Source organism: Pseudomonas sp. NPDC089428 (genome assembly GCF_044749325.1).
Lineage (GTDB): Bacteria > Pseudomonadota > Gammaproteobacteria > Pseudomonadales > Pseudomonadaceae > Aquipseudomonas.
Genome location: NZ_JBIVHT010000007.1, coordinates 283,905 through 308,107, shown reverse-complemented (window position 1 = coordinate 308,107; position 24,203 = coordinate 283,905). Strand labels below are relative to the sequence as shown.

General features: G+C 57.6%; 23 protein-coding genes and 4 tRNA genes. All 27 read left to right on the top strand.

What is annotated here, in order from left to right:
- Window positions 1-200 precede the first annotated feature (200 nt).
- Window positions 201-1,160 carry a bifunctional biotin--[acetyl-CoA-carboxylase] ligase/biotin operon repressor BirA gene (gene birA / locus ACIPZ5_RS16285; protein ID WP_343598738.1) on the top strand — a complete coding sequence of 320 codons (960 nt, stop codon included), beginning with the start codon at window positions 201-203 and terminating at the stop codon, window positions 1,158-1,160.
- The gene (locus ACIPZ5_RS16280) at window positions 1,150-1,899 is read left to right on the top strand and encodes a pantothenate kinase (protein WP_343598739.1); all 750 of its coding nucleotides are present in this window, start codon (window positions 1,150-1,152) and stop codon (window positions 1,897-1,899) included. The genes birA and ACIPZ5_RS16280 overlap by 11 nt, the downstream gene beginning before the upstream one ends.
- A 7-nt stretch (window positions 1,900-1,906) precedes the next feature.
- Window positions 1,907-2,332, top strand: a complete 426-nt coding sequence (locus ACIPZ5_RS16275) for a hypothetical protein (RefSeq protein WP_343598740.1) — start codon at window positions 1,907-1,909, stop codon at window positions 2,330-2,332.
- A gap of 153 nt (window positions 2,333-2,485) precedes the next feature.
- Window positions 2,486-2,569 (top strand) — tRNA-Tyr (locus tag ACIPZ5_RS16270).
- A gap of 24 nt (window positions 2,570-2,593) precedes the next feature.
- Window positions 2,594-2,667: transfer RNA gene (locus ACIPZ5_RS16265), tRNA-Gly, on the top strand.
- A gap of 29 nt (window positions 2,668-2,696) precedes the next feature.
- Window positions 2,697-2,772: transfer RNA gene (locus ACIPZ5_RS16260), tRNA-Thr, on the top strand.
- A gap of 79 nt (window positions 2,773-2,851) precedes the next feature.
- A complete protein-coding gene (gene tuf / locus ACIPZ5_RS16255) occupies window positions 2,852-4,045 on the top strand; it encodes an elongation factor Tu (protein ID WP_400809632.1) in 1,194 nt (397 codons plus the stop codon).
- A 54-nt stretch (window positions 4,046-4,099) separates the two neighbouring features.
- A tRNA-Trp gene (locus ACIPZ5_RS16250) sits at window positions 4,100-4,175 on the top strand.
- Window positions 4,176-4,219: 44 nt separating this feature from the next.
- Window positions 4,220-4,588 (top strand): preprotein translocase subunit SecE, encoded by a 369-nt coding sequence (secE, locus tag ACIPZ5_RS16245; RefSeq protein ID WP_008089117.1) that lies wholly within the window; start codon window positions 4,220-4,222, stop codon window positions 4,586-4,588.
- A gap of 9 nt (window positions 4,589-4,597) precedes the next feature.
- Window positions 4,598-5,131, top strand: a complete 534-nt coding sequence (nusG, locus tag ACIPZ5_RS16240) for a transcription termination/antitermination protein NusG (protein ID WP_003255501.1) — start codon at window positions 4,598-4,600, stop codon at window positions 5,129-5,131.
- A gap of 119 nt (window positions 5,132-5,250) precedes the next feature.
- Window positions 5,251-5,682: a 50S ribosomal protein L11 gene (gene rplK, locus ACIPZ5_RS16235; RefSeq protein WP_003255500.1), complete on the top strand. Its 432-nt coding sequence runs from the start codon at window positions 5,251-5,253 to the stop codon at window positions 5,680-5,682.
- Entirely contained in the window at window positions 5,682-6,377 is a 696-nt protein-coding gene (rplA, locus tag ACIPZ5_RS16230) for a 50S ribosomal protein L1 (protein WP_027919361.1), read from the top strand. The genes rplK and rplA overlap by 1 nt, the downstream gene beginning before the upstream one ends.
- A gap of 197 nt (window positions 6,378-6,574) precedes the next feature.
- Entirely contained in the window at window positions 6,575-7,075 is a 501-nt protein-coding gene (gene rplJ, locus ACIPZ5_RS16225; protein WP_003257082.1) for a 50S ribosomal protein L10, read from the top strand.
- 78 nt (window positions 7,076-7,153) lie between these two features.
- The gene (gene rplL / locus ACIPZ5_RS16220) at window positions 7,154-7,522 is read left to right on the top strand and encodes a 50S ribosomal protein L7/L12 (RefSeq protein WP_060480382.1); all 369 of its coding nucleotides are present in this window, start codon (window positions 7,154-7,156) and stop codon (window positions 7,520-7,522) included.
- Between the two features lie 219 nt (window positions 7,523-7,741).
- A complete protein-coding gene (gene rpoB / locus ACIPZ5_RS16215) occupies window positions 7,742-11,815 on the top strand; it encodes a DNA-directed RNA polymerase subunit beta (RefSeq protein ID WP_261941774.1) in 4,074 nt (1,357 codons plus the stop codon).
- Between the two features lie 64 nt (window positions 11,816-11,879).
- Entirely contained in the window at window positions 11,880-16,079 is a 4,200-nt protein-coding gene (gene rpoC, locus ACIPZ5_RS16210) for a DNA-directed RNA polymerase subunit beta' (protein WP_261941773.1), read from the top strand.
- Window positions 16,080-16,290: 211 nt separating this feature from the next.
- On the top strand, window positions 16,291-16,662 hold the full coding sequence (rpsL, locus tag ACIPZ5_RS16205; protein WP_003255492.1) for a 30S ribosomal protein S12: 372 nt from the start codon (window positions 16,291-16,293) through the stop codon (window positions 16,660-16,662).
- A gap of 106 nt (window positions 16,663-16,768) precedes the next feature.
- Complete coding sequence (gene rpsG / locus ACIPZ5_RS16200) at window positions 16,769-17,239, top strand: 30S ribosomal protein S7 (RefSeq protein WP_003246741.1); 471 nt, start codon at window positions 16,769-16,771, stop codon at window positions 17,237-17,239.
- 30 nt (window positions 17,240-17,269) lie between these two features.
- Complete coding sequence (gene fusA, locus ACIPZ5_RS16195; protein ID WP_261941772.1) at window positions 17,270-19,417, top strand: elongation factor G; 2,148 nt, start codon at window positions 17,270-17,272, stop codon at window positions 19,415-19,417.
- A 27-nt stretch (window positions 19,418-19,444) separates the two neighbouring features.
- Window positions 19,445-20,638 carry an elongation factor Tu gene (gene tuf, locus ACIPZ5_RS16190; protein WP_400809626.1) on the top strand — a complete coding sequence of 398 codons (1,194 nt, stop codon included), beginning with the start codon at window positions 19,445-19,447 and terminating at the stop codon, window positions 20,636-20,638.
- Window positions 20,639-20,779: 141 nt separating this feature from the next.
- Window positions 20,780-21,091 (top strand): 30S ribosomal protein S10, encoded by a 312-nt coding sequence (rpsJ, locus tag ACIPZ5_RS16185; protein ID WP_003186070.1) that lies wholly within the window; start codon window positions 20,780-20,782, stop codon window positions 21,089-21,091.
- 80 nt (window positions 21,092-21,171) lie between these two features.
- The gene (gene rplC, locus ACIPZ5_RS16180; protein ID WP_003257089.1) at window positions 21,172-21,807 is read left to right on the top strand and encodes a 50S ribosomal protein L3; all 636 of its coding nucleotides are present in this window, start codon (window positions 21,172-21,174) and stop codon (window positions 21,805-21,807) included.
- Window positions 21,808-21,819: 12 nt separating this feature from the next.
- Window positions 21,820-22,422: a 50S ribosomal protein L4 gene (gene rplD, locus ACIPZ5_RS16175; RefSeq protein ID WP_027917846.1), complete on the top strand. Its 603-nt coding sequence runs from the start codon at window positions 21,820-21,822 to the stop codon at window positions 22,420-22,422.
- Entirely contained in the window at window positions 22,419-22,718 is a 300-nt protein-coding gene (gene rplW, locus ACIPZ5_RS16170; protein ID WP_003255484.1) for a 50S ribosomal protein L23, read from the top strand. The genes rplD and rplW overlap by 4 nt, the downstream gene beginning before the upstream one ends.
- Before the next feature lie 14 nt (window positions 22,719-22,732).
- Entirely contained in the window at window positions 22,733-23,557 is an 825-nt protein-coding gene (gene rplB, locus ACIPZ5_RS16165) for a 50S ribosomal protein L2 (RefSeq protein WP_400809623.1), read from the top strand.
- A 16-nt stretch (window positions 23,558-23,573) separates the two neighbouring features.
- Window positions 23,574-23,849 (top strand): 30S ribosomal protein S19, encoded by a 276-nt coding sequence (gene rpsS / locus ACIPZ5_RS16160; RefSeq protein WP_400809621.1) that lies wholly within the window; start codon window positions 23,574-23,576, stop codon window positions 23,847-23,849.
- Window positions 23,850-23,860: 11 nt separating this feature from the next.
- Window positions 23,861-24,193, top strand: a complete 333-nt coding sequence (rplV, locus tag ACIPZ5_RS16155) for a 50S ribosomal protein L22 (RefSeq protein WP_003103908.1) — start codon at window positions 23,861-23,863, stop codon at window positions 24,191-24,193.
- The last annotated feature ends 10 nt before the right edge of the window (window positions 24,194-24,203 follow it).

Sequence of the window (24,203 nt, the reverse complement as noted above, 5' to 3'; positions counted from 1 at the left end):
TGGTAGTGTGGGGTTTCCCCATGTGAGAGTAGGTCATCGTCAAGATTCATTTCGCAAAACCCCTATCTGCACATGCAGGTAGGGGTTTTGTCTTTTTCAGCAAAATACTCGGTGTTTCTGGCGGTTACCCGCAGCCCTTTTCCTATGCAAGCCAACGACCCCTAGCTATCATGCCAGCCTTATTCCAAGTCGAGACTGGCATGCTGAAGTTGTTGAATCTCCTCAAGGATGGCCGGTTCCATTCCGGAGAAGCCTTGGGGGCAGCCCTCGGGGTGAGTCGCAGCGCCGTTTGGAAGCAGCTGCAACACCTGGAAAGTGAGCTGAACCTCACCATTCATAAAGTCCGTGGGCGTGGCTACCAGCTGGCCGCGCCGCTGAGCTTGCTCGATGCACAGGCGATCGCTGGGTTCACCGATAGCGATCGCTGGCCTGTTTTCATCCACGAAACCATCGATTCCACAAATGCTGAAGGCTTGCGTCTTGCCAGTGAGGGGCAGCCGGCTCCATTCCTGGTCCTGGCAGAACGTCAGAGTGCCGGGCGTGGTCGCCGCGGTCGCATGTGGATAAGTCCATTTGCAGAAAATCTCTACTACAGCCTGGTTTTGCGCGTCGATGGCGGCATGCGTCAGCTCGAAGGTCTCAGCCTGGTGGTTGGGCTGGCTGTGATGCGCACGCTACAGGAGTTTGGCGTGAAGGACGTGGGGTTAAAGTGGCCCAACGATGTCCTGGTCCGTGGGCAAAAGATAACCGGTATTCTCCTGGAGCTTGTGGGTGACCCTGCAGACGTCTGCCATGTCGTGCTTGGTATTGGCATTAATGTGAACATGCAGGCCAATGAGCAGGTCGATCAGCAGTGGACCTCGATGCGGCGTGAAGTTGGCGCGACAATTGATCGCAATCACTTGGTGGCCAGGCTCAGCCAGCAGTTGCAACATGAGTTGGCCCGTCATCGACGCTACGGTTTTGCTGCGTTCCAGGAAGAGTGGGAGCAGGCGCATCTGTGGCAGGGGCGTAATGTGTCTCTCATAGCGGGTACCACCCGTATCGATGGTGTCGTGCTGGGTGTGGACGGGCAGGGTGGATTGCGGCTCGAGGTCGACGGTGTGGAAAAGAGCTTCAGTGGTGGTGAGCTCAGTTTGAGGTTGCGTGATGATTCTTGAGCTCGATTGCGGTAACAGTTTTATCAAGTGGCGTGTCATTCACGCTGCTGACGCCACCATTGTAGGTGGTGGGATTGTTGATTCCGATCAGGCGCTGGTTGACGAGGTCGCGGCTCTCCCGTCATTGCGACTTACAGGTTGCCGAATTGTAAGTGTGCGCAGCGAGGATGAAACCGCTGCCCTCTGTGCGCTGATCGCCAAGGCTTTTGCAGTCGTTGCGCGTGTTGCCGAGCCTGCGCAGGAAATGGCAGGCGTACGCAATGGTTATGACGACTACCAGCGATTGGGCATGGACCGCTGGTTGGCAGCGTTGGGTGCCTTCCATCTCGCCAAGAGTGCATGCCTGGTCATTGACCTGGGCACTGCGGCCAAGGCCGATTTCGTTTCAGCGGATGGCGAGCACTTGGGAGGATACATATGCCCAGGCATGCCGTTGATGCGCAGCCAGCTGCGTACCCATACCCGCCGTATTCGCTATGACGACGCATCGGCCGAGCGTGCCTTGAGCAGCCTTGCACCAGGGCGATCCACTGTAGAAGCGGTAGAGCGCGGTTGCGTAATGATGCTGCAGGGTTTTGCCCGTACCCAGCTCGAGCAGGCGCGAGCCTTGTGGGGTGATGACTTCACTGTATTCCTGACAGGTGGGGATGCGCCGCTGGTGCGAGAGGCGGCGCCACAGGCCAGAGTAGTCCCCGACCTGGTATTTGTCGGCCTGGCGATGGCCTGTCCACTGGACTGAGGTGCTTATGCGTTGGTTGTTTCTGCTGTTGCTGGTGCTCAACGTTTTCTATTACGTCTGGCACCAACAGGAAGCCCCGCTGAAGGCGAAGGATGTCGCCCCGTTGTCGTTGTACAAAGGTAACCAGCAAGAGATTCGCCTGCTCAAGGAAACAGGGGCATCTGCGCCGGCACGGCGCCGTGACGAATGCTTGGTAGTCGGTGGTCTGGCAGCTCGCGAGCAGCTCGATGCGCTGCGGCAGCGCTTGCTCAGCCTCGATATCAATGCGGCACCGGTGTCCGGCCAGCTACCTGGAGCAGAGGGGCTATGGCTCAAGATTTCCCCGGAAAGCGAGCGTTTGCTGGACCAAAGCGTCCTTGAGAGTCTTTCCAACGATTTCAAAGACTTAAAACACAAAATTATTTTCTGCCAGGGTATTGCAACTGGCGAATAGCTTGATAGAATGGCGCCCGCTTCACAGGGAACACCACTTAGGTGGCAGAACCGGAAGCGAGTGTCAAAGCAGCTAAGTTTCAGATTTGATTGAAAAAATTTGAAAAAGAGCTTGACACTAGGACGGCAGACACATAGAATGCCGGCCACATCTGGAGGGATTCCCGAGCGGTCAAAGGGGACGGACTGTAAATCCGTTGCGAGAGCTTCGAAGGTTCGAATCCTTCTCCCTCCACCAGTTTTAGCGAGAGCCGCAAGCTCCGCGGGTATAGTTTAGTGGTAGAACCTCAGCCTTCCAAGCTGATGATGCGGGTTCGATTCCCGCTACCCGCTCCAAGTTTGCTGGATTTTGCGCAAAGTGTTTCGCTCTTGTAGCTCAGTTGGTAGAGCACACCCTTGGTAAGGGTGAGGTCAGCGGTTCAAGTCCGCTCAAGAGCTCCATATAAACAAGGCAGATATGAAAATATCTGCCTTTGTTTTATCAGCGTAAGACTATTTTCTTCTGCGGAGGATTGTATCGATGGCTAAGGAAAAGTTTGATCGTTCCCTTCCCCACGTTAACGTCGGCACTATCGGCCACGTTGACCACGGTAAGACCACTCTGACCGCAGCTCTGACTCGCGTCTGCTCCGAAGTTTTCGGTTCGGCCGTCGTTGAGTTCGACAAAATCGACTCGGCTCCAGAAGAAAAAGCGCGCGGTATCACCATCAACACCGCTCACGTCGAGTACAACTCGAACATTCGTCACTATGCTCACGTTGACTGCCCAGGTCACGCTGACTACGTGAAGAACATGATCACCGGTGCTGCCCAGATGGACGGCGCAATCCTGGTTTGCTCGGCCGCCGATGGTCCGATGCCACAAACCCGTGAGCACATCCTGCTGTCCCGTCAGGTTGGCGTTCCGTACATCGTGGTCTTCCTGAACAAGGCTGACCTGGTACACGACGCAGAGCTGCTGGAACTGGTCGAGATGGAAGTTCGCGACCTGCTGTCCACCTACGACTTCCCAGGCGTCGATACTCCGATCATCATCGGTTCGGCTCGTATGGCGCTGGAAGGCAAAGACGACAACGAAATGGGTACTACCGCTGTCAAGAAGCTGGTAGAAACTCTGGATGCCTACATCCCTGAGCCAGTTCGTGCCATCGACCAGCCATTCCTGATGCCAATCGAAGACGTATTCTCGATCTCGGGGCGTGGTACCGTTGTTACCGGTCGTATCGAGCGTGGTATCGTCCGCGTTCAGGATCCGCTGGAAATCGTTGGTCTGCGTGACACCACCACCACCACCTGTACCGGTGTTGAGATGTTCCGCAAGCTGCTGGACGAAGGCCGTGCTGGCGAGAACTGCGGCGTTCTGCTGCGTGGTACCAAGCGTGACGACGTTGAGCGTGGTCAGGTTCTGGTCAAGCCAGGTTCGGTCAAGCCGCACACCAAGTTCACCGCAGAAGTCTACGTTCTGTCGAAGGAAGAAGGCGGTCGTCACACTCCGTTCTTCAAAGGCTACCGTCCTCAGTTCTACTTCCGTACCACTGACGTGACCGGTAACTGCGAACTGCCGGAAGGCGTTGAAATGGTAATGCCAGGTGACAACATTCAGATGACTGTTACCCTGATCAAGACCATCGCAATGGAAGACGGTCTGCGCTTCGCTATCCGTGAAGGCGGTCGTACCGTCGGCGCCGGCGTCGTAGCAAAAATTATTGAATAAGTAGTTGATTTACTTGATCAGGCCGGTATAATGGCCGGCCTGATACAGCGTTACAGGTCAGTAGCTCAATTGGCAGAGCGACGGTCTCCAAAACCGTAGGTTGGGGGTTCGATTCCCTCCTGACCTGCCATTTCACCTCGGTGTGATGGCTTTCTTCTTACAGGATCCTCCTCGATGACCCCCAAAACTGAAGCCCAAGAATCGCGTTTTGATCTGTTCAAGTGGCTGGCTGTAGTGGCTTTGGTGGTTGTTGGCGTAGTGGGTAATCAGTATTACTCCGCCTCTCCGATTCTGTATCGCGTCCTTGCACTTCTCGCCCTGGCTGCTGTCGCAGGCTTTGTAGCTCTGCAGACTGCGAAGGGTAAGTCGTTCTTTGCGCTGGCGAAGGAAGCTCGTACCGAGATCCGTAAAGTCGTGTGGCCGACCCGCCAGGAAACCACCCAGACCACGCTGATTGTCGTGGCTGTCGTGCTGGTTATGGCACTGCTGCTGTGGGGTCTTGATTCCCTGCTCGGCTGGGCGGTCTCCCTGATCGTTGGCTAAAGGTGTCCCGTGGCTAAGCGTTGGTATGTTGTGCATGCTTACTCGGGTTACGAGAAGCATGTAATGCGCTCCCTGATCGAGCGCGTGAAGCTGGCTGGCATGGAAGACGGTTTCGGCGAGATCCTGGTCCCGACCGAAGAAGTCGTTGAAATGCGCAACGGCCAGAAGCGCAAAAGTGAGCGTAAATTCTTCCCTGGCTACGTGTTGGTCCAGATGGAGATGAACGAAGGGACTTGGCACTTGGTCAAGGACACCCCTCGTGTGATGGGCTTTATCGGTGGTACTGCAGACAAACCTGCGCCGATTACCGATAAAGAAGCCGAGGCTATCCTGCGTCGCGTTGCCGATGGTAGTGACAAGCCGAAGCCGAAGACGCTGTTCGAGCCGGGTGAAGTGGTTCGAGTCATTGACGGTCCGTTCGCTGACTTCAATGGTAGTGTCGAAGAGGTTAACTACGAGAAGAGCCGCCTGCAGGTTGCAGTGCTCATTTTCGGTCGCTCTACTCCGGTGGAGCTCGAGTTCAGCCAGGTCGAAAAGGTCTAGGCGGACGAAGCATCCCATACCCCGCAGCCCTGTGTGCTGCGGGGTTTTGTCGTCACTGGGATAAAACGCAAGTCATCCGGGGAGCCATCAGGCGTTCGTACCCGATTTTGGAGTAGCTCATGGCTAAGAAGATTCAGGCTTACATCAAGCTGCAAGTTAAGGCCGGCCAGGCCAACCCAAGCCCACCCGTCGGTCCAGCTCTGGGCCAACACGGTGTGAACATCATGGAGTTCTGCAAGGCCTTCAACGCCCGTACTCAGGGTCAAGAAGCCGGTCTGCCGACTCCAGTAATCATCACTGTTTACAGCGACCGTAGCTTCACCTTCGAGACCAAGAGCACCCCTGCCTCGGTTCTGCTGAAGAAAGCTGCTGGCCTGACCAGTGGTTCGGCTCGCCCGAACACCGTTAAAGTCGGTACCGTTACCCGTGCTCAGCTGGAAGACATCGCCAAAGCTAAACAGGCTGATCTGACCGCCGCTGACCTGGACGCAGCTGTACGCACCATCGCTGGCTCTGCCCGCAGCATGGGCCTGAACGTGGAGGGTGTGTAATGGCTAAGCTGACCAAGCGCCAAAAGGCAATCGCCGAGAAAATCGAAGCAGGCAAGGCCTACAACTTCGAAGAAGCCGCAACTCTGCTCGCTTCGCTGCCGGCTGCCAAGTTCGTAGAGTCCTACGACATCGCCGTTAACCTCGGTGTTGACCCGCGTAAATCCGACCAGGTCGTTCGTAGCGCTACCGTGCTGCCACACGGCACTGGCAAGACCGTACGTGTTGCCGTCTTCACCCAGGGTCCAGCTGCTGAGGCCGCTCTGGCTGCCGGCGCTGACCGCGTAGGTATGGACGATCTGGCTGCCGAAATGAAAGGCGGCGACCTGAACTATGACGTCGTAATCGCATCGCCTGATGCCATGCGCGTTGTAGGTCAGCTGGGTCAGGTTCTGGGTCCTCGCGGCCTGATGCCTAACCCGAAAGTGGGTACCGTAACTCCAGACGTAGCCGGCGCTGTCAAAAACGCCAAGGCTGGTCAGGTTCGCTACCGTACCGACAAAAACGGTATCATCCACACCTCCGTTGGCAAAATCGGCTTCGAAGCTGACAAGCTGAAGGAAAACGTTGAAGCCCTGATCGCTGACCTGAAGCGTATCAAGCCGGCTTCTTCGAAAGGTATCTACGTCAAGCGCGTTACCCTGAGCACCACCATGGGCCCAGGTCTGATCATCGATCAGAGCTCGCTGAACGTGTAAGAACACGGTGGCGCGACTTGTCGCGCCACCTGCAAAAATTGGGGTCCCTGCCTGGCGGGGGCTATCCAAGACCGTAGGCGGCGCAAGCCTTAAAACACCAGCCCACGCAGATGGTGCTCCCGATTCGTTACCGAATCAGACACCAAAACGACATCCGGCTTCGGCCAGATGAAACGGTAAAAACCAGGAGTAAACCCGTGGCAATTAAACTCGAAGACAAGAAGGCCATCGTCGCTGAAGTCAACGAGGCTGCCAAAGTCGCTCTGTCCGCTGTCGTGGCCGATGCCCGTGGTGTGACTGTAGGCGCAATGACCGGACTCCGTAAAGAGGCCCGCGAAGCTGGCGTATACGTACGTGTCGTACGTAACACCCTGCTCAAGCGCGCTGTTGAAGGCACCGAATTCTCGATCCTCAACGACGCGTTCAAAGGCCCGACCCTGATTGCTTTCTCCAACGAACACCCGGGCGCTGCTGCCCGTCTGTTCAAAGAGTTCGCCAAGGGTCAGGACAAGTTCGAGATCAAGGCAGCTGCGTTTGACGGCAAGTTCCTTGCCGCTAACCAGATCGACGTGCTGGCAACTCTGCCAACTCGCGACGAGGCTATCGCACAGCTGATGAGCGTAATCCAAGGTGCAACCAGCAAGCTGGCTCGTACCCTGGCAGCTCTGCGCGACCAGAAAGAAGCTGCTGCTGCCTAAGGCACGCGCAACTCTTTCAAAATCATACGTTTAATTTGATGGCTGCGTAGGCTGTCACCCCAATACAGGATTTAAGTCATGTCTCTGACTAACGAGCAAATCATCGAAGCGATCGGCCAGAAAACTGTTCTGGAAATTGTTGAACTGATCAAAGCGATGGAAGAAACCTTCGGCGTTACCGCTGCTGCCGCTGTTGCCGCTGGCCCAGCTGCTGCTGCTGCCGCTGTTGAAGAGCAGACCGAGTTCAACGTTGTTCTGGTTGAAGCCGGCGACAAGAAAGTGAACGTGATCAAAGCCGTTCGCGAACTGACCGGTCTGGGCCTGAAAGAAGCCAAAGAGAAAGTCGATGGCGCTCCTCAGGTTGTAGCTGAAGGCGTTTCGAAAGAAGCCGCTGAAGACGCTAAGAAGAAGCTGGAAGAAGCAGGCGCTAAAGTCGAGCTGAAGTAATTTCGACTTTGCGATGCCAGCCTGAGCGTTGAGCGAAAGGCTGATGGCTGGTGGCTTATGCCACCGGCCTTTTTCCGTTATTGGTGGCTGGTCAAGCCGGCCCCGATAACACGCTGCAAGACACCCATGTGGGTGCGCAAACCAAGGGGTTTGCACGATTTTCTGGCTGCTCCCGCCGGGAGAAGCCAAACAAGCAGGTGACCAAGCTGGGGAACGCTGATGGCTTACTCATACACTGAGAAAAAACGTATCCGCAAGGACTTTAGCAAGTTGCCGGACGTCATGGATGTGCCATATCTTCTGGCCATCCAGCTGGATTCGTATCGCGAATTCCTGCAAGCGGGAGCATCCAAGGATCAGTTCCGTGACGTCGGCCTGCACGCGGCCTTCAAGTCGGTATTCCCGATCATCAGCTACTCCGGCAATGCTGCCCTGGAGTACGTAGGCTACCGCCTGGGCGATCCCGCCTTCGATGTGAAGGAATGTGTCCTGCGTGGCGTGACCTTCGCGGTCCCACTGCGGGTCAAGGTGCGCCTGATCATCTTCGACAAGGAATCGTCGAACAAAGCGATCAAGGACATCAAAGAGCAAGAAGTCTACATGGGTGAAATCCCCCTGATGACTGAGAACGGTACCTTCGTTATCAACGGTACCGAACGAGTAATCGTTTCCCAGCTGCACCGTTCGCCTGGTGTGTTCTTCGACCACGACCGTGGCAAGACGCACAGCTCCGGCAAGCTGCTGTACTCCGCTCGCATCATCCCTTACCGCGGTTCGTGGCTGGACTTCGAGTTCGACCCGAAAGACTGCGTGTTCGTGCGTATCGACCGTCGCCGCAAACTGCCGGCCTCGGTGCTGCTGCGCGCGCTGGGTTACAGCACGGAAGAAGTGCTCAACACCTTCTACACCACCAACGTCTTCCACATTTCCGGCGAGAAACTCAGCCTGGAACTGGTACCTCAGCGTCTGCGTGGTGAAGTTGCGGTCATGGACATCCATGACGGCGCTGGCAAGGTCATTGTCGAGCAGGGCCGCCGCATCACTGCGCGCCACGTCAATCAGCTCGAGAAGGCCGGTGTAAACCAGCTGGACGTGCCGATGGAATACGTCCTCGGCCGCACCACTGCCAAGGCCATCGTTCACCCGGCCACTGGCGAGATCCTGGCCGAGTGCAACACCGAGCTGACCACCGAGCTGCTGATCAAGATCGCCAAGGCTCAGGTCGTCCGCATCGAGACCCTGTACACCAACGACATCGACTGCGGTCCGTTCATCTCGGATACCCTGAAGATCGACACCACCAGCAACCAGCTGGAAGCCCTGGTCGAGATCTACCGCATGATGCGTCCAGGCGAGCCGCCGACCAAGGATGCTGCCGAGACCCTGTTCAACAACCTGTTCTTCAGCGCCGAACGTTACGACCTGTCCGCCGTAGGCCGCATGAAGTTCAACCGTCGTATCGGTCGTACCGAGATCGAAGGTTCGGGCGTGCTGAGCAAGGAAGACATCGTCGAGGTTCTGAAGACCCTGGTCGATATCCGTAACGGCAAAGGCATCGTCGACGACATCGACCACCTGGGTAACCGTCGCGTTCGTTGCGTCGGCGAGATGGCCGAGAACCAGTTCCGTGTTGGCCTGGTACGTGTTGAGCGTGCGGTCAAGGAACGTCTGTCGATGGCCGAAAGCGAAGGCCTGATGCCGCAAGACCTGATCAACGCCAAGCCGGTTGCGGCGGCGGTGAAAGAGTTCTTCGGTTCCAGCCAGCTCTCGCAGTTCATGGACCAGAACAACCCGCTCTCCGAGATCACCCACAAGCGCCGTGTCTCCGCACTCGGCCCTGGCGGTCTGACCCGTGAGCGCGCCGGCTTCGAAGTCCGTGACGTACACCCGACCCACTACGGCCGCGTGTGCCCGATCGAGACCCCTGAAGGTCCGAACATCGGTCTGATCAACTCCCTGGCAGCCTATGCCCGCACCAACCAGTACGGCTTCCTGGAAAGCCCGTACCGCGTGGTGAAGGAAGGCGTGGTCAGCGACGACATCGTGTTCCTGTCGGCCATCGAAGAAGCGGATCACGTGATCGCTCAGGCTTCGGCCGCGATGAACGAGAAGAAGCAGCTGATCGATGAGCTGGTAGCGGTTCGTCACCTGAACGAATTCACCGTCAAGGCGCCGGAAGACGTCACCCTGATGGACGTTTCGCCGAAGCAGGTTGTGTCCGTCGCAGCATCGCTGATTCCGTTCCTCGAGCACGACGACGCCAACCGTGCATTGATGGGTTCGAACATGCAGCGTCAGGCTGTACCTACCCTGCGTGCAGACAAGCCGCTGGTCGGTACCGGCATGGAGCGCAACGTTGCCCGTGACTCCGGTGTCTGCGTGGTTGCTCGACGCGGTGGTGTGATCGACTCGGTCGACGCCAGCCGTATCGTCGTTCGCGTTGCCGATGACGAAGTCGAGACCGGTGAAGCCGGTGTGGATATCTACAACCTGACCAAGTACACCCGTTCTAACCAGAACACCTGCATCAACCAGCGTCCGCTGGTAAGCAAGGGTGACAAGGTTCAGCGTGGCGACATCATGGCCGACGGCCCGTCCACCGACATGGGTGAACTGGCACTGGGTCAGAACATGCGCATCGCGTTCATGGCGTGGAACGGCTTCAACTTCGAAGACTCCATCTGCCTGTCCGAGCGTGTGGTTCAGGAAGACCGCTTCACCACCATCCACATCCAGGAACTGACCTGTGTGGCGCGTGACACCAAGCTTGGCCCAGAGGAAATCACTGCGGACATCCCGAACGTGGGTGAAGCCGCACTGAACAAGCTGGACGAAGCCGGTATCGTGTACGTGGGTGCCGAAGTCGGCGCTGGCGACATCCTGGTCGGCAAGGTCACGCCAAAAGGCGAAACCCAGCTGACTCCGGAAGAAAAACTGCTGCGCGCAATCTTCGGTGAGAAGGCCAGCGACGTTAAGGACACCTCCCTGCGCGTGCCGACCGGCACCAAGGGTACCGTCATCGACGTACAGGTCTTCACCCGTGATGGCGTCGAGCGCGACAGCCGCGCCCTGTCCATCGAGAAGATGCAGCTGGACGAGATCCGCAAGGACCTCAACGAAGAGTTCCGCATCGTCGAAGGTGCAACCTTCGAACGTCTGCGTGCTGCCCTGAACGGCCAGGTGGTCGACGGTGGCGCGGGCCTGAAGAAAGGCACCGTGATCACTGACGAAGTGCTGGACGGTCTGGAGCACGGCCAGTGGTTCAAACTGCGCATGGCCGAAGATGCACTGAACGAGCAGCTGGAAAAGGCTCAGCAGTACATCGTCGATCGCCGTCGCCTGCTGGACGACAAGTTCGAAGACAAGAAGCGCAAGCTGCAGCAGGGCGATGACCTGGCTCCGGGCGTACTGAAGATCGTCAAGGTCTACCTGGCAATCCGCCGTCGCATCCAGCCGGGTGACAAGATGGCCGGTCGTCACGGTAACAAGGGTGTCGTCTCGGTAATCATGCCGGTAGAAGACATGCCGCACGATGCCAACGGTACTCCGGTCGACGTCGTACTGAACCCGCTGGGCGTACCTTCGCGTATGAACGTCGGTCAGATCCTCGAAACCCACCTGGGCCTCGCGGCCAAAGGCCTGGGCGAGAAGATCGACCGCATGATCGAAGAGCAGCGTAAAGCCGCTGAACTGCGTACCTTCCTCACCGAGATCTACAACGAGATCGGTGGTCGTCAGGAGAACCTGGAAGAGTTCACCGACGAAGAGATCATCGCCCTGGCGAACAACCTGAAGAAAGGCGTGCCAATGGCCACCCCAGTCTTCGACGGTGCCAAGGAGCGTGAGATCAAGGCCATGCTGAAACTGGCAGACCTGCCAGAAAGCGGCCAGATGGTGCTGTTCGACGGCCGTACCGGCAACAAGTTCGAGCGTCCTGTGACCGTTGGTTACATGTACATGCTCAAGCTGAACCACTTGGTGGACGACAAGATGCACGCGCGTTCCACTGGTTCCTACAGCCTGGTTACCCAGCAGCCGCTGGGTGGTAAGGCGCAGTTCGGTGGTCAGCGTTTCGGGGAGATGGAAGTGTGGGCGCTGGAAGCATACGGCGCGGCATACACCCTGCAAGAAATGCTCACAGTGAAGTCGGACGACGTGAACGGCCGTACCAAGATGTACAAGAACATCGTGGATGGCGATCACCGTATGGAGCCGGGCATGCCCGAGTCCTTCAACGTGTTGATCAAAGAGATCCGTTCGCTCGGTATCGATATCGATCTGGAAACCGAATAACACGTGACGCGAAGGGGAGTGGGGCAGGTAATGCCCGCTCCCTGCTCCGCCAGGAGGAAAGGCCTTGAAAGACCTACTGAATTTGCTGAAAAACCAGGGTCAAGTCGAAGAGTTCGACGCCATCCGCATCGGTCTGGCGTCGCCTGAAATGATCCGTTCGTGGTCGTTCGGTGAAGTTAAGAAGCCGGAAACCATCAACTACCGTACGTTCAAGCCTGAGCGTGACGGCCTGTTCTGCGCCAAGATCTTTGGCCCAGTCAAGGACTACGAGTGCCTGTGCGGCAAGTACAAGCGCCTCAAGCACCGCGGTGTAATCTGCGAGAAGTGCGGCGTTGAAGTTGCCCTGGCCAAGGTTCGTCGTGAGCGCATGGCGCACATCGAACTGGCCTCGCCGGTTGCCCACATCTGGTTCCTGAAGTCGCTGCCGTCCCGTATCGGCCTGCTGATGGACATGACCCTGCGTGACATCGAGCGCGTGCTCTATTTCGAGAGCTACGTCGTGATCGACCCGGGCATGACCACCCTCGAGAAGGGTCAGCTGCTGAACGACGAGCAGTACTTCGAAGCGCTGGAAGAGTTCGGTGACGACTTCGACGCCCGCATGGGTGCCGAGGCTGTCCGCGAGCTGCTGCACGCTATCGACCTGGAGCACGAGATCGGCCGCCTGCGCGAAGAGATTCCGCAGACCAACTCGGAAACCAAGATCAAGAAGCTGTCCAAGCGCCTGAAGCTGATGGAAGCTTTCCAGGGCTCGGGCAACCTGCCTGAGTGGATGGTCCTGACCGTCCTGCCAGTACTGCCGCCGGACCTGCGTCCGCTGGTGCCGCTGGATGGTGGCCGCTTCGCGACCTCCGACCTGAACGACCTGTATCGTCGGGTGATCAACCGTAACAACCGTCTGAAGCGCCTGCTCGATCTGTCGGCGCCGGACATCATCGTGCGCAACGAAAAGCGCATGCTGCAGGAAGCGGTCGACGCCCTGCTGGACAACGGCCGTCGCGGTCGCGCCATCACTGGCTCGAACAAGCGTCCGCTGAAGTCCCTGGCCGACATGATCAAAGGTAAGCAAGGTCGCTTCCGTCAGAACCTGCTCGGTAAGCGTGTGGACTACTCCGGCCGTTCGGTAATTACCGTAGGCCCGACCCTGCGTCTGCACCAGTGCGGTCTGCCGAAGAAGATGGCCCTCGAGCTGTTCAAGCCGTTCATTTTCGGCAAGCTGGAAATGCGTGGTCTGGCGACCACCATCAAGGCTGCCAAGAAGATGGTCGAGCGCGAGCTGCCAGAGGTGTGGGACGTGCTCGCCGAGGTGATCCGCGAACACCCCGTACTGCTCAACCGTGCGCCGACCCTGCACCGTCTGGGTATCCAGGCCTTTGAACCGGTTCTGATCGAAGGTAAGGCTATCCAGCTGCACCCGCTGGTCTGTGCCGCGTACAACGCCGACTTCGACGGTGACCAGATGGCCGTTCACGTGCCGCTGACGCTGGAAGCCCAGCTCGAAGCGCGCGCGCTGATGATGTCGACCAACAACATCCTGTCGCCAGCCAACGGTGAGCCAATCATCGTTCCGTCGCAGGACGTTGTACTGGGTCTGTACTACATGACCCGTGAAGCCATCAACGCCAAGGGCGAAGGTCGCGTATTCGCCGACCTGCAGGAAGTCGACCGCGTATTCCGCGCCGGCGAAGCTGCCCTGCACGCGAAAATCAAGGTTCGTATCAACGAAACCGTGAAAGAGCGTGACGGTTCGGTGGTCAAGAATACCCGCATCGTCGACACAACCGTCGGCCGTGCGCTGCTGTTCCAGGTAGTACCGGCAGGCCTGCCGTACGACGTGGTCAACCAGCCGATGAAGAAGAAGGCGATCTCCAAGCTGATCAACCAGTGCTACCGCGTGGTTGGTCTGAAAGAGACCGTTATCTTCGCTGACCAGCTGATGTACACCGGTTTCGCTTACTCGACCATTTCCGGCGTTTCCATCGGTGTTAACGACTTCGTTATCCCGGACGAGAAAGCCCGCATCATCGGTAACGCTACCGATGAAGTGAAGGAAATCGAGAGCCAGTACGCTTCCGGCCTGGTAACCCAGGGCGAGAAGTACAACAAGGTCATCGACTTGTGGTCGAAGGCGAACGACGAAGTGTCCAAGGCGATGATGGCCAACCTCTCGAAAGAGAAGGTCATCGACCGCGACGGCAACGAAGTCGATCAAGAGTCCTTCAACTCGATGTACATGATGGCTGACTCGGGTGCGCGGGGTTCCGCAGCCCAGATCCGTCAGCTGGCCGGTATGCGTGGCCTGATGGCCAAGCCGGACGGCTCGATCATCGAGACGCCGATCACCGCGAACTTCCGTGAAGGTCTGAGCGTACTCCAGTACTTCATCTCGACTCACGGTGCTCGTAAGGGTCTGGCGGATACCGCACTGAAGACTGCGAACTCCGGTTACCTGACTCGTCGTCTGGTAGACGTTGCCCAGGATCTGGTGGTTACCGAGATCGACTGCGGTACCGACCAGGGCCTGCTGATGACCCCGCACATCGAAGGCGGCGACGTTGTAGAGCCGCTGGGTGAGCGCGTACTGGGCCGTGTCATTGCCCGTGACGTGTTCAAGCCAGGCACCGAGGACGTCATCGTTCCGGCCGGTACTCTGGTCGACGAGCAGTGGGTAGAGTTCATCGAGCTGAACAGCATCGACGAAGTGATCGTGCGTTCGCCGATCAACTGCGAAACCCGCTTCGGTATCTGCGCCAAGTGCTACGGTCGTGACCTGGCTCGTGGTCACCAGGTGAACATCGGTGAAGCTGTCGGCGTTATCGCTGCACAGTCGATCGGTGAGCCGGGTACCCAGCTGACCATGCGTACGTTCCACATCGGTGGTGCTGCAAGCCGTACCTCGGCTGCCGACAGCGTCCAGGTGAAGAACGGCGGTATGGTGCGTCTGCACAACCTGAAACAGGTTGAGCGTGCCGACGGTAACCTGGTTGCCGTATCGCGTTCCGGCGAGCTGGCCATTGCCGACGAATTCGGTCGTGAGCGTGAGCGTTACAAGCTGCCTTACGGTGCGGTGATTTCGGTCAAGGAAGGTGACAAGGTCGAAGCTGGCGCCATCGTCGCCAAGTGGGACCCGCACACCCACCCGATCGTTACCGAACTGAAAGGTACCGTGACCTTCGTGGGCATGGAAGAAAACATCACCATCAAGCGTCAGACCGATGAACTGACCGGCTTGACCAACATTGAAGTGCTGGACGTCAAGGATCGCCCTGCCGCAGGCAAGGAAATCCGTCCGGCAATCAAGATGGTCGACGCCGCTGGCAAGGACCTGTACCTGCCAGGTACCGACGTACCTGCCCAGTACTTCCTGCCGGCCAACGCCCTCGTTGGTGTGGCTGACGGTGCCCAGATCGGTGTTGGTGACGTTATCGCGCGTATCCCGCAAGAAACGTCGAAGACCCGTGACATCACCGGTGGTCTGCCGCGCGTTGCCGACCTGTTCGAAGCGCGCCGTCCGAAAGAAGCCTCGATTCTGGCTGAAGTCAGCGGCACCATCGCGTTCGGTAAAGAGACCAAGGGCAAGCGTCGTCTGGTCATCACTCCGACCGACGGTAGCGATCCGTACGAAGAGCTGATTCCGAAGTGGCGCCACCTGAACGTCTTCGAAGGCGAACAGGTAAACCGTGGCGAAGTTATCTCCGACGGCCCGAGCGATCCGCACGACATCCTGCGTCTGCTGGGTGTGAGCGCGCTGGCGAAGTACATCGTCAACGAGATCCAGGACGTTTACCGTCTGCAAGGCGTTAAGATCAACGACAAGCACATCGAGACCATCCTGCGTCAGATGCTGCGCAAGGTCGAGATCGCCGAGTCGGGTGATTCCAGCTTCATCAAGGGCGACCAGATGGAACTGACCCAGGTGCTGATGGAAAACGAGCGCCTGGCAGCGGAAGACAAGTTCATCTCCAAGTACACCCGTGTACTGCTGGGTATCACCAAGGCCTCGCTGTCGACCGAGTCGTTCATCTCCGCGGCTTCCTTCCAGGAAACCACCCGCGTACTGACCGAAGCGGCGGTAACCGGCAAGCGCGATTACCTGCGCGGCCTGAAAGAGAACGTGGTCGTGGGTCGTCTGATCCCGGCGGGTACCGGTCTGGCCTACCACAGCGAGCGCAAGCGCCGCCGTGATGCCGACAAACCGCTGCGTGTGAGCGCCAGTGAGGTGGAAGCCGCACTGACCGAAGCGCTGAACTCCAGCGGCAACTAAGTACAGGGCAGGGCCCCGGCAAGCTTCGAGCGGCCATCGGTGACATCAAATGTTGCCGATGATCGGGCGAGGAGGGCCGGGGCCTCGTCTTGACTGGGTGCAAGATCCTCCGTAGACTTTTGTACCCTTAAATTTGGTGAGGCTCCGTCTCGCCAATTTTTGGCTTTCTTGCAAGACAATAGAGTCGCAAGACAATCAGTGGAGCTAGTAGATGGCAACTATCAACCAGCTGGTACGTCAGCCGCGTAAGCGTTCGGTCGAGAAGTCCGACGTTCCTGCGCTGCAGAACTGCCCGCAGCGTCGTGGCGTGTGCACCCGCGTGTACACCACCACGCCGAAAAAACCTAACTCGGCACTGCGTAAAGTATGCCGTGTGCGTTTGACCAACGGTTTCGAGGTTTCCTCGTACATCGGTGGTGAAGGCCACAACCTGCAAGAGCACAGCGTCGTCCTGATCCGTGGCGGCCGTGTAAAAGACTTGCCAGGTGTTCGTTACCACACCGTTCGCGGCTCTCTGGATACTTCGGGCGTTAAAGGCCGTAACCAGGGTCGTTCGAAATACGGTACCAAGCGTCCGAAGTAATCGGCCGTTTGCAGACATCCATTTTTTTGAGTCGATAAGAGTAAGGTCGGGCAGGGGTCGCAGACCCACGTCCCGGGCTAACCTGAAGACCGTTTGAGGGCTTATCATGCCAAGACGTCGTGTAGCAGCAAAACGTGAGATCCTTGACGATCCGAAGTACGGATCCCAGATCCTCGCCAAGTTCATGAACCACGTGATGGAAAGCGGCAAGAAGGCCGTAGCCGAGCGCATCGTTTACGGTGCCCTGGATACCGTCAAAGCACGCAAGAACAGCGACCCCCTGGAAATCTTCGAGAAAGCTCTCGACGCCATCGCTCCGCTGGTCGAAGTAAAGTCCCGCCGTGTCGGCGGTGCCACTTACCAGGTTCCGGTTGAAGTTCGTCCATCCCGTCGTAACGCTCTGGCAATGCGCTGGCTCGTAGACTACGCCCGCAAGCGCGGCGAGAAGTCGATGGCTCTGCGTCTGGCCGGCGAGCTGCTGGATGCTGCCGAAGGCAAAGGTGCTGCAGTCAAGAAGCGTGAAGACGTGCACCGTATGGCTGAAGCCAACAAAGCGTTCTCGCACTACCGCTTCTAATTCAAGCATCAATCATTTTGCGAGGGCTTTATGGCTCGTACTACAGCAATTAACCGCTACCGTAACATCGGTATCTGCGCCCACGTTGACGCGGGCAAGACTACCACTACCGAGCGGATCCTGTTCTACACAGGTCTGAGCCACAAGATGGGCGAGGTGCATGACGGCGCCGCGACCACCGACTGGATGGTGCAGGAGCAGGAGCGCGGTATCACCATTACCTCCGCTGCCGTTACCACCTTCTGGAAAGGTTCCCGTGGTCAGTACGACAACTACCGCGTAAACGTCATCGATACCCCCGGCCACGTTGACTTCACCATTGAAGTAGAGCGTTCGCTGCGTGTACTCGACGGCGCGGTCGTTGTGTTCTGCGGTACTTCCGGCGTTGAGCCACAGTCCGAAACCGTATGGCGTCAGGCCAACAAGTACGGCGTTCCACGTGTTGTCTACGTGAACAAGATGGACCGTGCTGGTGCCAACTTCCTGCGCGTTGTCGGCCAGATCAAGAACCGCCTGGGTCACACCCCGGTTCCGATCCAGCTGGCTATCGGTGCTGAAGACGACTTCCAGGGTCAGGTCGACCTGATCAAGATGAAAGCCATCTACTGGAACGAAGACGACAAAGGCACCACCTACCGCGAGGAAGAGATTCCTGCGGAGCTGGTCGACCTGGCTAACGAATGGCGCAACAACATGGTTGAAGCCGCCGCCGAAGCCAGCGAAGAGCTGATGAACAAGTACCTTGAAGAAGGTGAGCTGACCGTCGAAGAGATCAAGGCAGGCCTGCGCGCGCGCACCCTGGCCAGCGAAATCGTTCCGGCTGTCTGCGGTTCGTCGTTCAAGAACAAGGGCGTTCCCCTGGTTCTCGACGCCGTCATCGACTTCCTGCCTGCTCCGACCGAAATTCCTGCGATCAAGGGTATCCACCCTGATCTGGCCGAAGTGCCGAAGGATGAAGTCACTGCAGAGCAGTACGACGAGCGTCACGCTAGCGACGACGAGCCGTTCTCGGCTCTGGCGTTCAAGATTGCCACCGACCCGTTCGTTGGTACTCTGACCTTCGTCCGCGTTTACTCGGGCTTCCTGACCTCCGGTGACTCCGTCATCAACTCGGTCAAGGGCAAGAAAGAGCGCGTTGGTCGTATGGTGCAGATGCACGCCAACCAGCGTGAAGAAATCAAGGAAGTACGTGCAGGCGACATCGCTGCTCTGATCGGCATGAAGGACGTCACCACCGGTGACACCCTGTGCAACGCCGACAAGCCGATCATCCTCGAGCGTATGGACTTCCCTGAGCCGGTAATTTCGCTCTCCGTAGAGCCGAAAACCAAGGCTGACCAGGAGAAGATGGGTATCGCACTGGGCAAGCTGGCCCAAGAAGACCCGTCGTTCCGCGTCAAGACCGACGAAGAAACCGGCCAGACCATCATCTCCGGTATGGGCGAGCTGCACCTGGACATCCTCGTTGACCGCATGAAGCGCGAGTTCAACGTCGAAGCCAACATCGGTAAGCCGCAGGTTTCGTACCGCGAGAAGATCACCAAGTCCAACGTCGAGATCGAAGGCAAGTTCGTTCGTCAGTCGGGCGGCCGTGGTCAGTTCGGTCACTGCTGGATCCGTTTCTCGGAGCCGGATCAGGACGACAAGGGCAACATCACCGAAGGTCTGGTGTTCGCCAACGAAGTCGTTGGTGGTGTGATTCCGAAGGAATACATCCCTGCGATCCAGAAGGGTATCGAAGAGCAGATGAAAAACGGCGTTGTTGCCGGTTATCCTCTGATCGGCCTGAAGGCCGCGGTATTCGATGGTTCGTACCACGACGTCGACTCCAACGAAATGGCGTTCAAGATCGCCGCTTCGATGGCAACCAAGCAGCTGGCCCAGAAGGGCGGCGGCGTGGTTCTCGAGCCGATCATGAAGGTCGAAGTTGTAACCCCGGAAGACTACCTGGGTGACGTGATGGGTGACCTGAACCGTCGTCGTGGTCTGGTACAAGGTATGGATGAGTCGGTCTCCGGCCGCGTCGTCCGCGCTGAAGTTCCGCTCGGAGAAATGTTCGGTTACGCAACCGACGTCCGTTCCATGTCTCAGGGTCGCGCAAGCTACTCCATGGAATTCTCCAAATACGCCGAAGCTCCGTCGAACATCGTCGAAGCACTCGTTAAAAAACAAGGCTAATCCCCTTTAGGCAAGAGGTTCACTGTCGTGGCTAAAGAAAAATTTGATCGTTCCCTTCCCCACGTTAACGTCGGCACCATCGGCCACGTTGACCACGGTAAGACCACTCTGACCGCAGCTCTGACTCGCGTCTGCTCCGAAGTTTTCGGTTCGGCCGTCGTTGAGTTCGACAAGATCGACTCGGCTCCGGAAGAAAAAGCGCGCGGTATCACCATCAACACCGCTCACGTCGAGTACAACTCGAACATTCGTCACTACGCTCACGTTGACTGCCCAGGTCACGCTGACTACGTGAAGAACATGATCACCGGTGCTGCCCAGATGGACGGCGCAATCCTGGTTAGCTCGGCCGCCGATGGTCCGATGCCGCAAACCCGTGACCACATCCTGCTGTCCCGTCAGGTAGGCGTTCCGTACCTCGTGGTCTTCCTGAACAAGGCAGACCAGGTAGACGACGCCGAGCTGCTGGAACTGGTCGAGATGGAAGTTCGCGACCTGCTGTCCACCTACGACTTCCCAGGCGACGACACTCCGATCATCATCGGTTCGGCTCGTATGGCGCTGGAAGGCAAAGACGACAACGAAATGGGTACTACCGCTGTCAAGAAGCTGGTAGAGACTCTGGATGCCTACATCCCTGAGCCAGTTCGTGCCATCGATCAGCCATTCCTGATGCCAATCGAAGACGTATTCTCGATCTCGGGTCGTGGTACCGTTGTTACCGGTCGTATCGAGCGTGGTATCGTCCGCGTTCAGGATCCGCTGGAAATCGTTGGTCTGCGTGACACCTCTACCACCACCTGCACCGGTGTTGAGATGTTCCGCAAGCTGCTGGACGAAGGCCGTGCTGGCGAGAACTGCGGTGTTCTGCTGCGTGGTACCAAGCGTGACGACGTTGAGCGTGGCCAGGTTCTGGTCAAGCCAGGTTCGGTCAAGCCGCACACCAAGTTCACCGCAGAAGTCTACGTTCTGTCGAAGGAAGAAGGCGGTCGTCACACTCCGTTCTTCAAAGGCTACCGTCCTCAGTTCTACTTCCGTACCACTGACGTGACCGGTAACTGCGAACTGCCGGAAGGCGTTGAAATGGTAATGCCAGGTGACAACATTCAGATGACTGTCACCCTGATCAAGACCATCGCAATGGAAGACGGTCTGCGCTTCGCTATCCGTGAAGGCGGTCGTACCGTCGGCGCCGGCGTCGTAGCCAAAATCATCGAGTAATCACTCGACCGATTGAAAAAACCCCCGCTCAGCGGGGGTTTTTTTTATTGGGTTGACACTAAATGGGGGCGTCTATAGAATCACGCCTCCTTTTAGCGGGCGTAGTGCGTCCGTTGGGAACAGCCTGGAGTCTGAAATCCAATGCAAAATCAGCAAATCCGTATCAGGTTGAAGGCTTTCGACCATCGCCTGATCGACCAATCCACCCAGGAAATCGTGGAAACCGCGAAACGTACTGGTGCACAAGTGCGTGGTCCTATTCCACTGCCTACCCGCAAAGAGCGTTTCACCGTTCTGGTCTCCCCGCACGTCAACAAAGACGCGCGTGACCAGTACGAGATCCGCACTCATAAGCGTGTTCTGGACATCGTCCAGCCAACGGATAAAACCGTTGATGCGCTGATGAAGCTTGATCTGGCGGCAGGTGTGGAAGTACAGATCAGCCTCGGCTAAGACTTCGGTCTAGTCGTGTAACGCTCTGAAATGGGCGGCCATAGCGGGTGAAAGCCCCGTACACTCATGAGGTTTACAACATGACTATTGGTGTAATCGGTCGCAAGTGCGGTATGACCCGCATTTTCACCGAAGAAGGTGTCTCCATTCCGGTCACGGTCATTGAGATCGAGCCGAATCGTGTCACCCAGTTCAAAACTGAAGAAACCGATGGCTACCGTGCAGTGCAAGTCACTGTCGGCGAGCGTCGTGCTTCGCGTGTGACTGCCGCTCAGGCAGGCCACTTCGCCAAGGCCAACGTTGCCGCTGGTCGCGGTGTCTGGGAGTTCCGTCTTGAAGAAGGCGATTTCCAGGCTGGCGATCTGATCAAAGCTGAACTCTTCACTGCAGGCCAGCTGGTAGACGTTACTGGTCAGTCCAAAGGTAAAGGCTTCGCCGGTACCATCAAGCGCTGGAACTTCCGTGGCCAGGACAACACCCACGGTAACTCCGTGTCGCACCGTGTCCCAGGTTCCATCGGCCAGTGCCAGACTCCTGGTCGTGTGTTCAAGGGCAAGAAAATGTCCGGTCACATGGGCGCCGAGCGCGTGACTGTTCAGTCCCTGGAAGTAGTTCGCGTAGACGCTGAGCGCAACCTGCTGCTCGTCAAGGGTGCCGTTCCTGGCGCTACTGGCGGCGACGTGGTTGTACGTCCAGCTGTCAAGGCTCGCGGTTAAGGGGATACTGACATGCAACTTAATGTAAATGACGCTCAGGCGATCGAAGTTTCCGAACTGGCTTTCGGTGGCGAATTCAACGAGACGCTGGTACACCAAGCAGTCGTGGCCTACATGGCCGGCGGCCGTCAGGGCACCAAGCAGCAAAAGACCCGTTCCGACGTGGCTGGTGGCGGTAAGCGCCCATGGCGTCAGAAGGGTACTGGCCGTGCTCGTGCTGGTACCACCCGTGGTCCGATCTGGCGTGGCGGTGGTGTAACCTTCGCAGCTCGTCCTCAAGATCACTCGCAGAAGCTCAACAAGAAGATGTACCGCGCAGCCCTGCGCTCCATCCTCGCTGAGCTGGTGCGTAGCGACCGTCTGGTCGTGGTTCAGGACTTCGCTGTTGAAGCGCCGAAAACCAAAGATCTGCTGAACAAGCTGAACGGCATGGGTCTGAACGACGTACTGATCGTTTCCGACGCTGTTGATCAGAACCTGTACCTGGCTGCTCGCAACCTGCCGCACGTCGACGTACGTGACGTTCAAGGTTCCGACCCGGTCAGTCTGATCGCATACGAGAAGGTGTTGATCACCGTCTCGGCCGTGAAGAAATTCGAGGAGCTGCTGGGATGAACCAGGAACGCGTATTCAAAGTCCTCCTTGGCCCGCACGTTTCCGAGAAGGCTACCGTTCTGGCTGAGAAAAAAGGCCAGTTCGTATTCAAGGTTGCTACCGATGCAACCAAGCTGGAAATCAAGAAAGCTGTCGAAGGCCTGTTCAACGTAAAAGTTGAAAACGTGTCGACTGTTAACGTTCTGGGTAAAACCAAGCGTACCGCACGTGGTCTGGGCAAGCGTAATGACTGGAAGAAGGCAATTGTCTCCCTTCAGCCAGGCCAAGATCTCGATTTCAGCAGCAGTGCTGAGTAAGGAAGGGGTGCATCATGGCAATCGTTAAATGCAAACCGACTTCCCCTGGCCGCCGTTTCGTGGTCAAGGTGGTCAACAAGGAGCTGCACAAAGGCGCTCCTCACGCACCGCTGATCGAGAAAAAATCGAAGTCTGGTGGTCGTAACAACAATGGCCGCATTACCACTCGTCACGTTGGTGGTGGTCACAAGCAGCATTACCGTCTGGTCGACTTCCGTCGCAACGACAAAGATGGCATTCCAGCCACTGTCGAGCGTATCGAATACGATCCGAACCGTACTGCTCACATCGCCCTGCTGTGCTACGCAGACGGTGAGCGTCGCTACATCATCGCCCCTAAAGGCGTGAGCGCTGGCGACCAGCTGATCGCAGGTGCCCTGGCCCCAATCAAGGCCGGTAACTCCCTGCAGCTGCGCAACATTCCAGTAGGTAGCACCATTCACGGCATCGAACTGAAGCCGGGTAAAGGTGCTCAGATCGCACGTTCCGCTGGTGCTTCGGCTCAGCTGATCGCTCGTGAAGGTGTCTACGTGACCCTGCGTCTGCGCTCTGGTGAAATGCGTAAAGTCCTGGCTGAGTGCCGTGCGACCCTGGGCGAAGTCTCGAACTCCGAGCACAGCCTGCGTTCTCTGGTTATAGCTGGTGCCAAACGCTGGCGCGGCGTTCGCCCAACCGTTCGTGGCGTTGCCATGAACCCGGTTGACCACCCACATGGTGGTGGTGAAGGTCGTACCTCCGGTGGTCGTCATCCGGTATCGCCATGGGGCTTCCCAACCAAGGGTGCGAAGACCCGCGGTAATAAGCGTACCGACAACATGATCGTCCGTCGTCGCAAGTAACTAGAGGGATACGACAGTGCCACGTTCTCTGAAAAAAGGTCCTTTTATCGATCTTCACCTGTTGAAGAAGGTCGAAGTGGCGGTGGAGAAGAACGATCGCAAGCCAGTTAAAACCTGGTCGCGCCGTTCGATGATCCTGCCACAAATGGTCGGTCTGACCATCGCGGTACACAACGGTCGTCAACATGTCCCAGTTCTCGTGAACGAAGACATGGTCGGCCACAAACTGGGCGAGTTCGCCGGTACCCGCACCTACCGCGGGCACGTGGCTGACAAGAAAGCCACGCGTTAAGGGGTAAGGAAATGGAAGTAGCCGCTAAGTTGTCGGGCGCTCGCATCTCCGCCCAGAAAGCCCGCTTGGTCGCCGACCAGATCCGCGGGAAGAAGGTGGGCGAAGCGCTCAACCTGTTGGCCTTCAGCAGCAAAAAAGCCGCTGAAATCATGAAGAAAGTCCTCGAGTCGGCCGTAGCCAACGCCGAACACAACGAAGGCGCAGACGTTGATGACCTGAAGGTCTCCACCGTCTTCGTCAACGAAGGGCGTTCGCTGAAGCGCATCATGCCACGTGCCAAAGGCCGTGCTGATCGCATCGTCAAGCGGTCTTGCCATATCACTGTCAAGGTTGCGGACAAGTAACGGAGTCGAT

What these genes read in the sequence shown, in the direction of transcription:
- birA (WP_343598738.1), top strand. Translation starts at nt 201, where the DNA reads ATGCTGAAGTTGTTGAATCTCCTCAAGGATGGCCGGTTCCATTCCGGA.
- ACIPZ5_RS16280 (WP_343598739.1), top strand. Translation starts at nt 1,150, where the DNA reads ATGATTCTTGAGCTCGATTGCGGTAACAGTTTTATCAAGTGGCGTGTC.
- ACIPZ5_RS16275 (WP_343598740.1), top strand. Translation starts at nt 1,907, where the DNA reads ATGCGTTGGTTGTTTCTGCTGTTGCTGGTGCTCAACGTTTTCTATTAC.
- tuf (WP_400809632.1), top strand. Translation starts at nt 2,852, where the DNA reads ATGGCTAAGGAAAAGTTTGATCGTTCCCTTCCCCACGTTAACGTCGGC.
- secE (WP_008089117.1), top strand. Translation starts at nt 4,220, where the DNA reads ATGACCCCCAAAACTGAAGCCCAAGAATCGCGTTTTGATCTGTTCAAG.
- rplK (WP_003255500.1), top strand. Translation starts at nt 5,251, where the DNA reads ATGGCTAAGAAGATTCAGGCTTACATCAAGCTGCAAGTTAAGGCCGGC.
- rplA (WP_027919361.1), top strand. Translation starts at nt 5,682, where the DNA reads ATGGCTAAGCTGACCAAGCGCCAAAAGGCAATCGCCGAGAAAATCGAA.
- rplL (WP_060480382.1), top strand. Translation starts at nt 7,154, where the DNA reads ATGTCTCTGACTAACGAGCAAATCATCGAAGCGATCGGCCAGAAAACT.
- rpoB (WP_261941774.1), top strand. Translation starts at nt 7,742, where the DNA reads ATGGCTTACTCATACACTGAGAAAAAACGTATCCGCAAGGACTTTAGC.
- rpsL (WP_003255492.1), top strand. Translation starts at nt 16,291, where the DNA reads ATGGCAACTATCAACCAGCTGGTACGTCAGCCGCGTAAGCGTTCGGTC.
- rpsG (WP_003246741.1), top strand. Translation starts at nt 16,769, where the DNA reads ATGCCAAGACGTCGTGTAGCAGCAAAACGTGAGATCCTTGACGATCCG.
- fusA (WP_261941772.1), top strand. Translation starts at nt 17,270, where the DNA reads ATGGCTCGTACTACAGCAATTAACCGCTACCGTAACATCGGTATCTGC.
- rpsJ (WP_003186070.1), top strand. Translation starts at nt 20,780, where the DNA reads ATGCAAAATCAGCAAATCCGTATCAGGTTGAAGGCTTTCGACCATCGC.
- rplC (WP_003257089.1), top strand. Translation starts at nt 21,172, where the DNA reads ATGACTATTGGTGTAATCGGTCGCAAGTGCGGTATGACCCGCATTTTC.
- rplD (WP_027917846.1), top strand. Translation starts at nt 21,820, where the DNA reads ATGCAACTTAATGTAAATGACGCTCAGGCGATCGAAGTTTCCGAACTG.
- rplW (WP_003255484.1), top strand. Translation starts at nt 22,419, where the DNA reads ATGAACCAGGAACGCGTATTCAAAGTCCTCCTTGGCCCGCACGTTTCC.
- rplB (WP_400809623.1), top strand. Translation starts at nt 22,733, where the DNA reads ATGGCAATCGTTAAATGCAAACCGACTTCCCCTGGCCGCCGTTTCGTG.
- rplV (WP_003103908.1), top strand. Translation starts at nt 23,861, where the DNA reads ATGGAAGTAGCCGCTAAGTTGTCGGGCGCTCGCATCTCCGCCCAGAAA.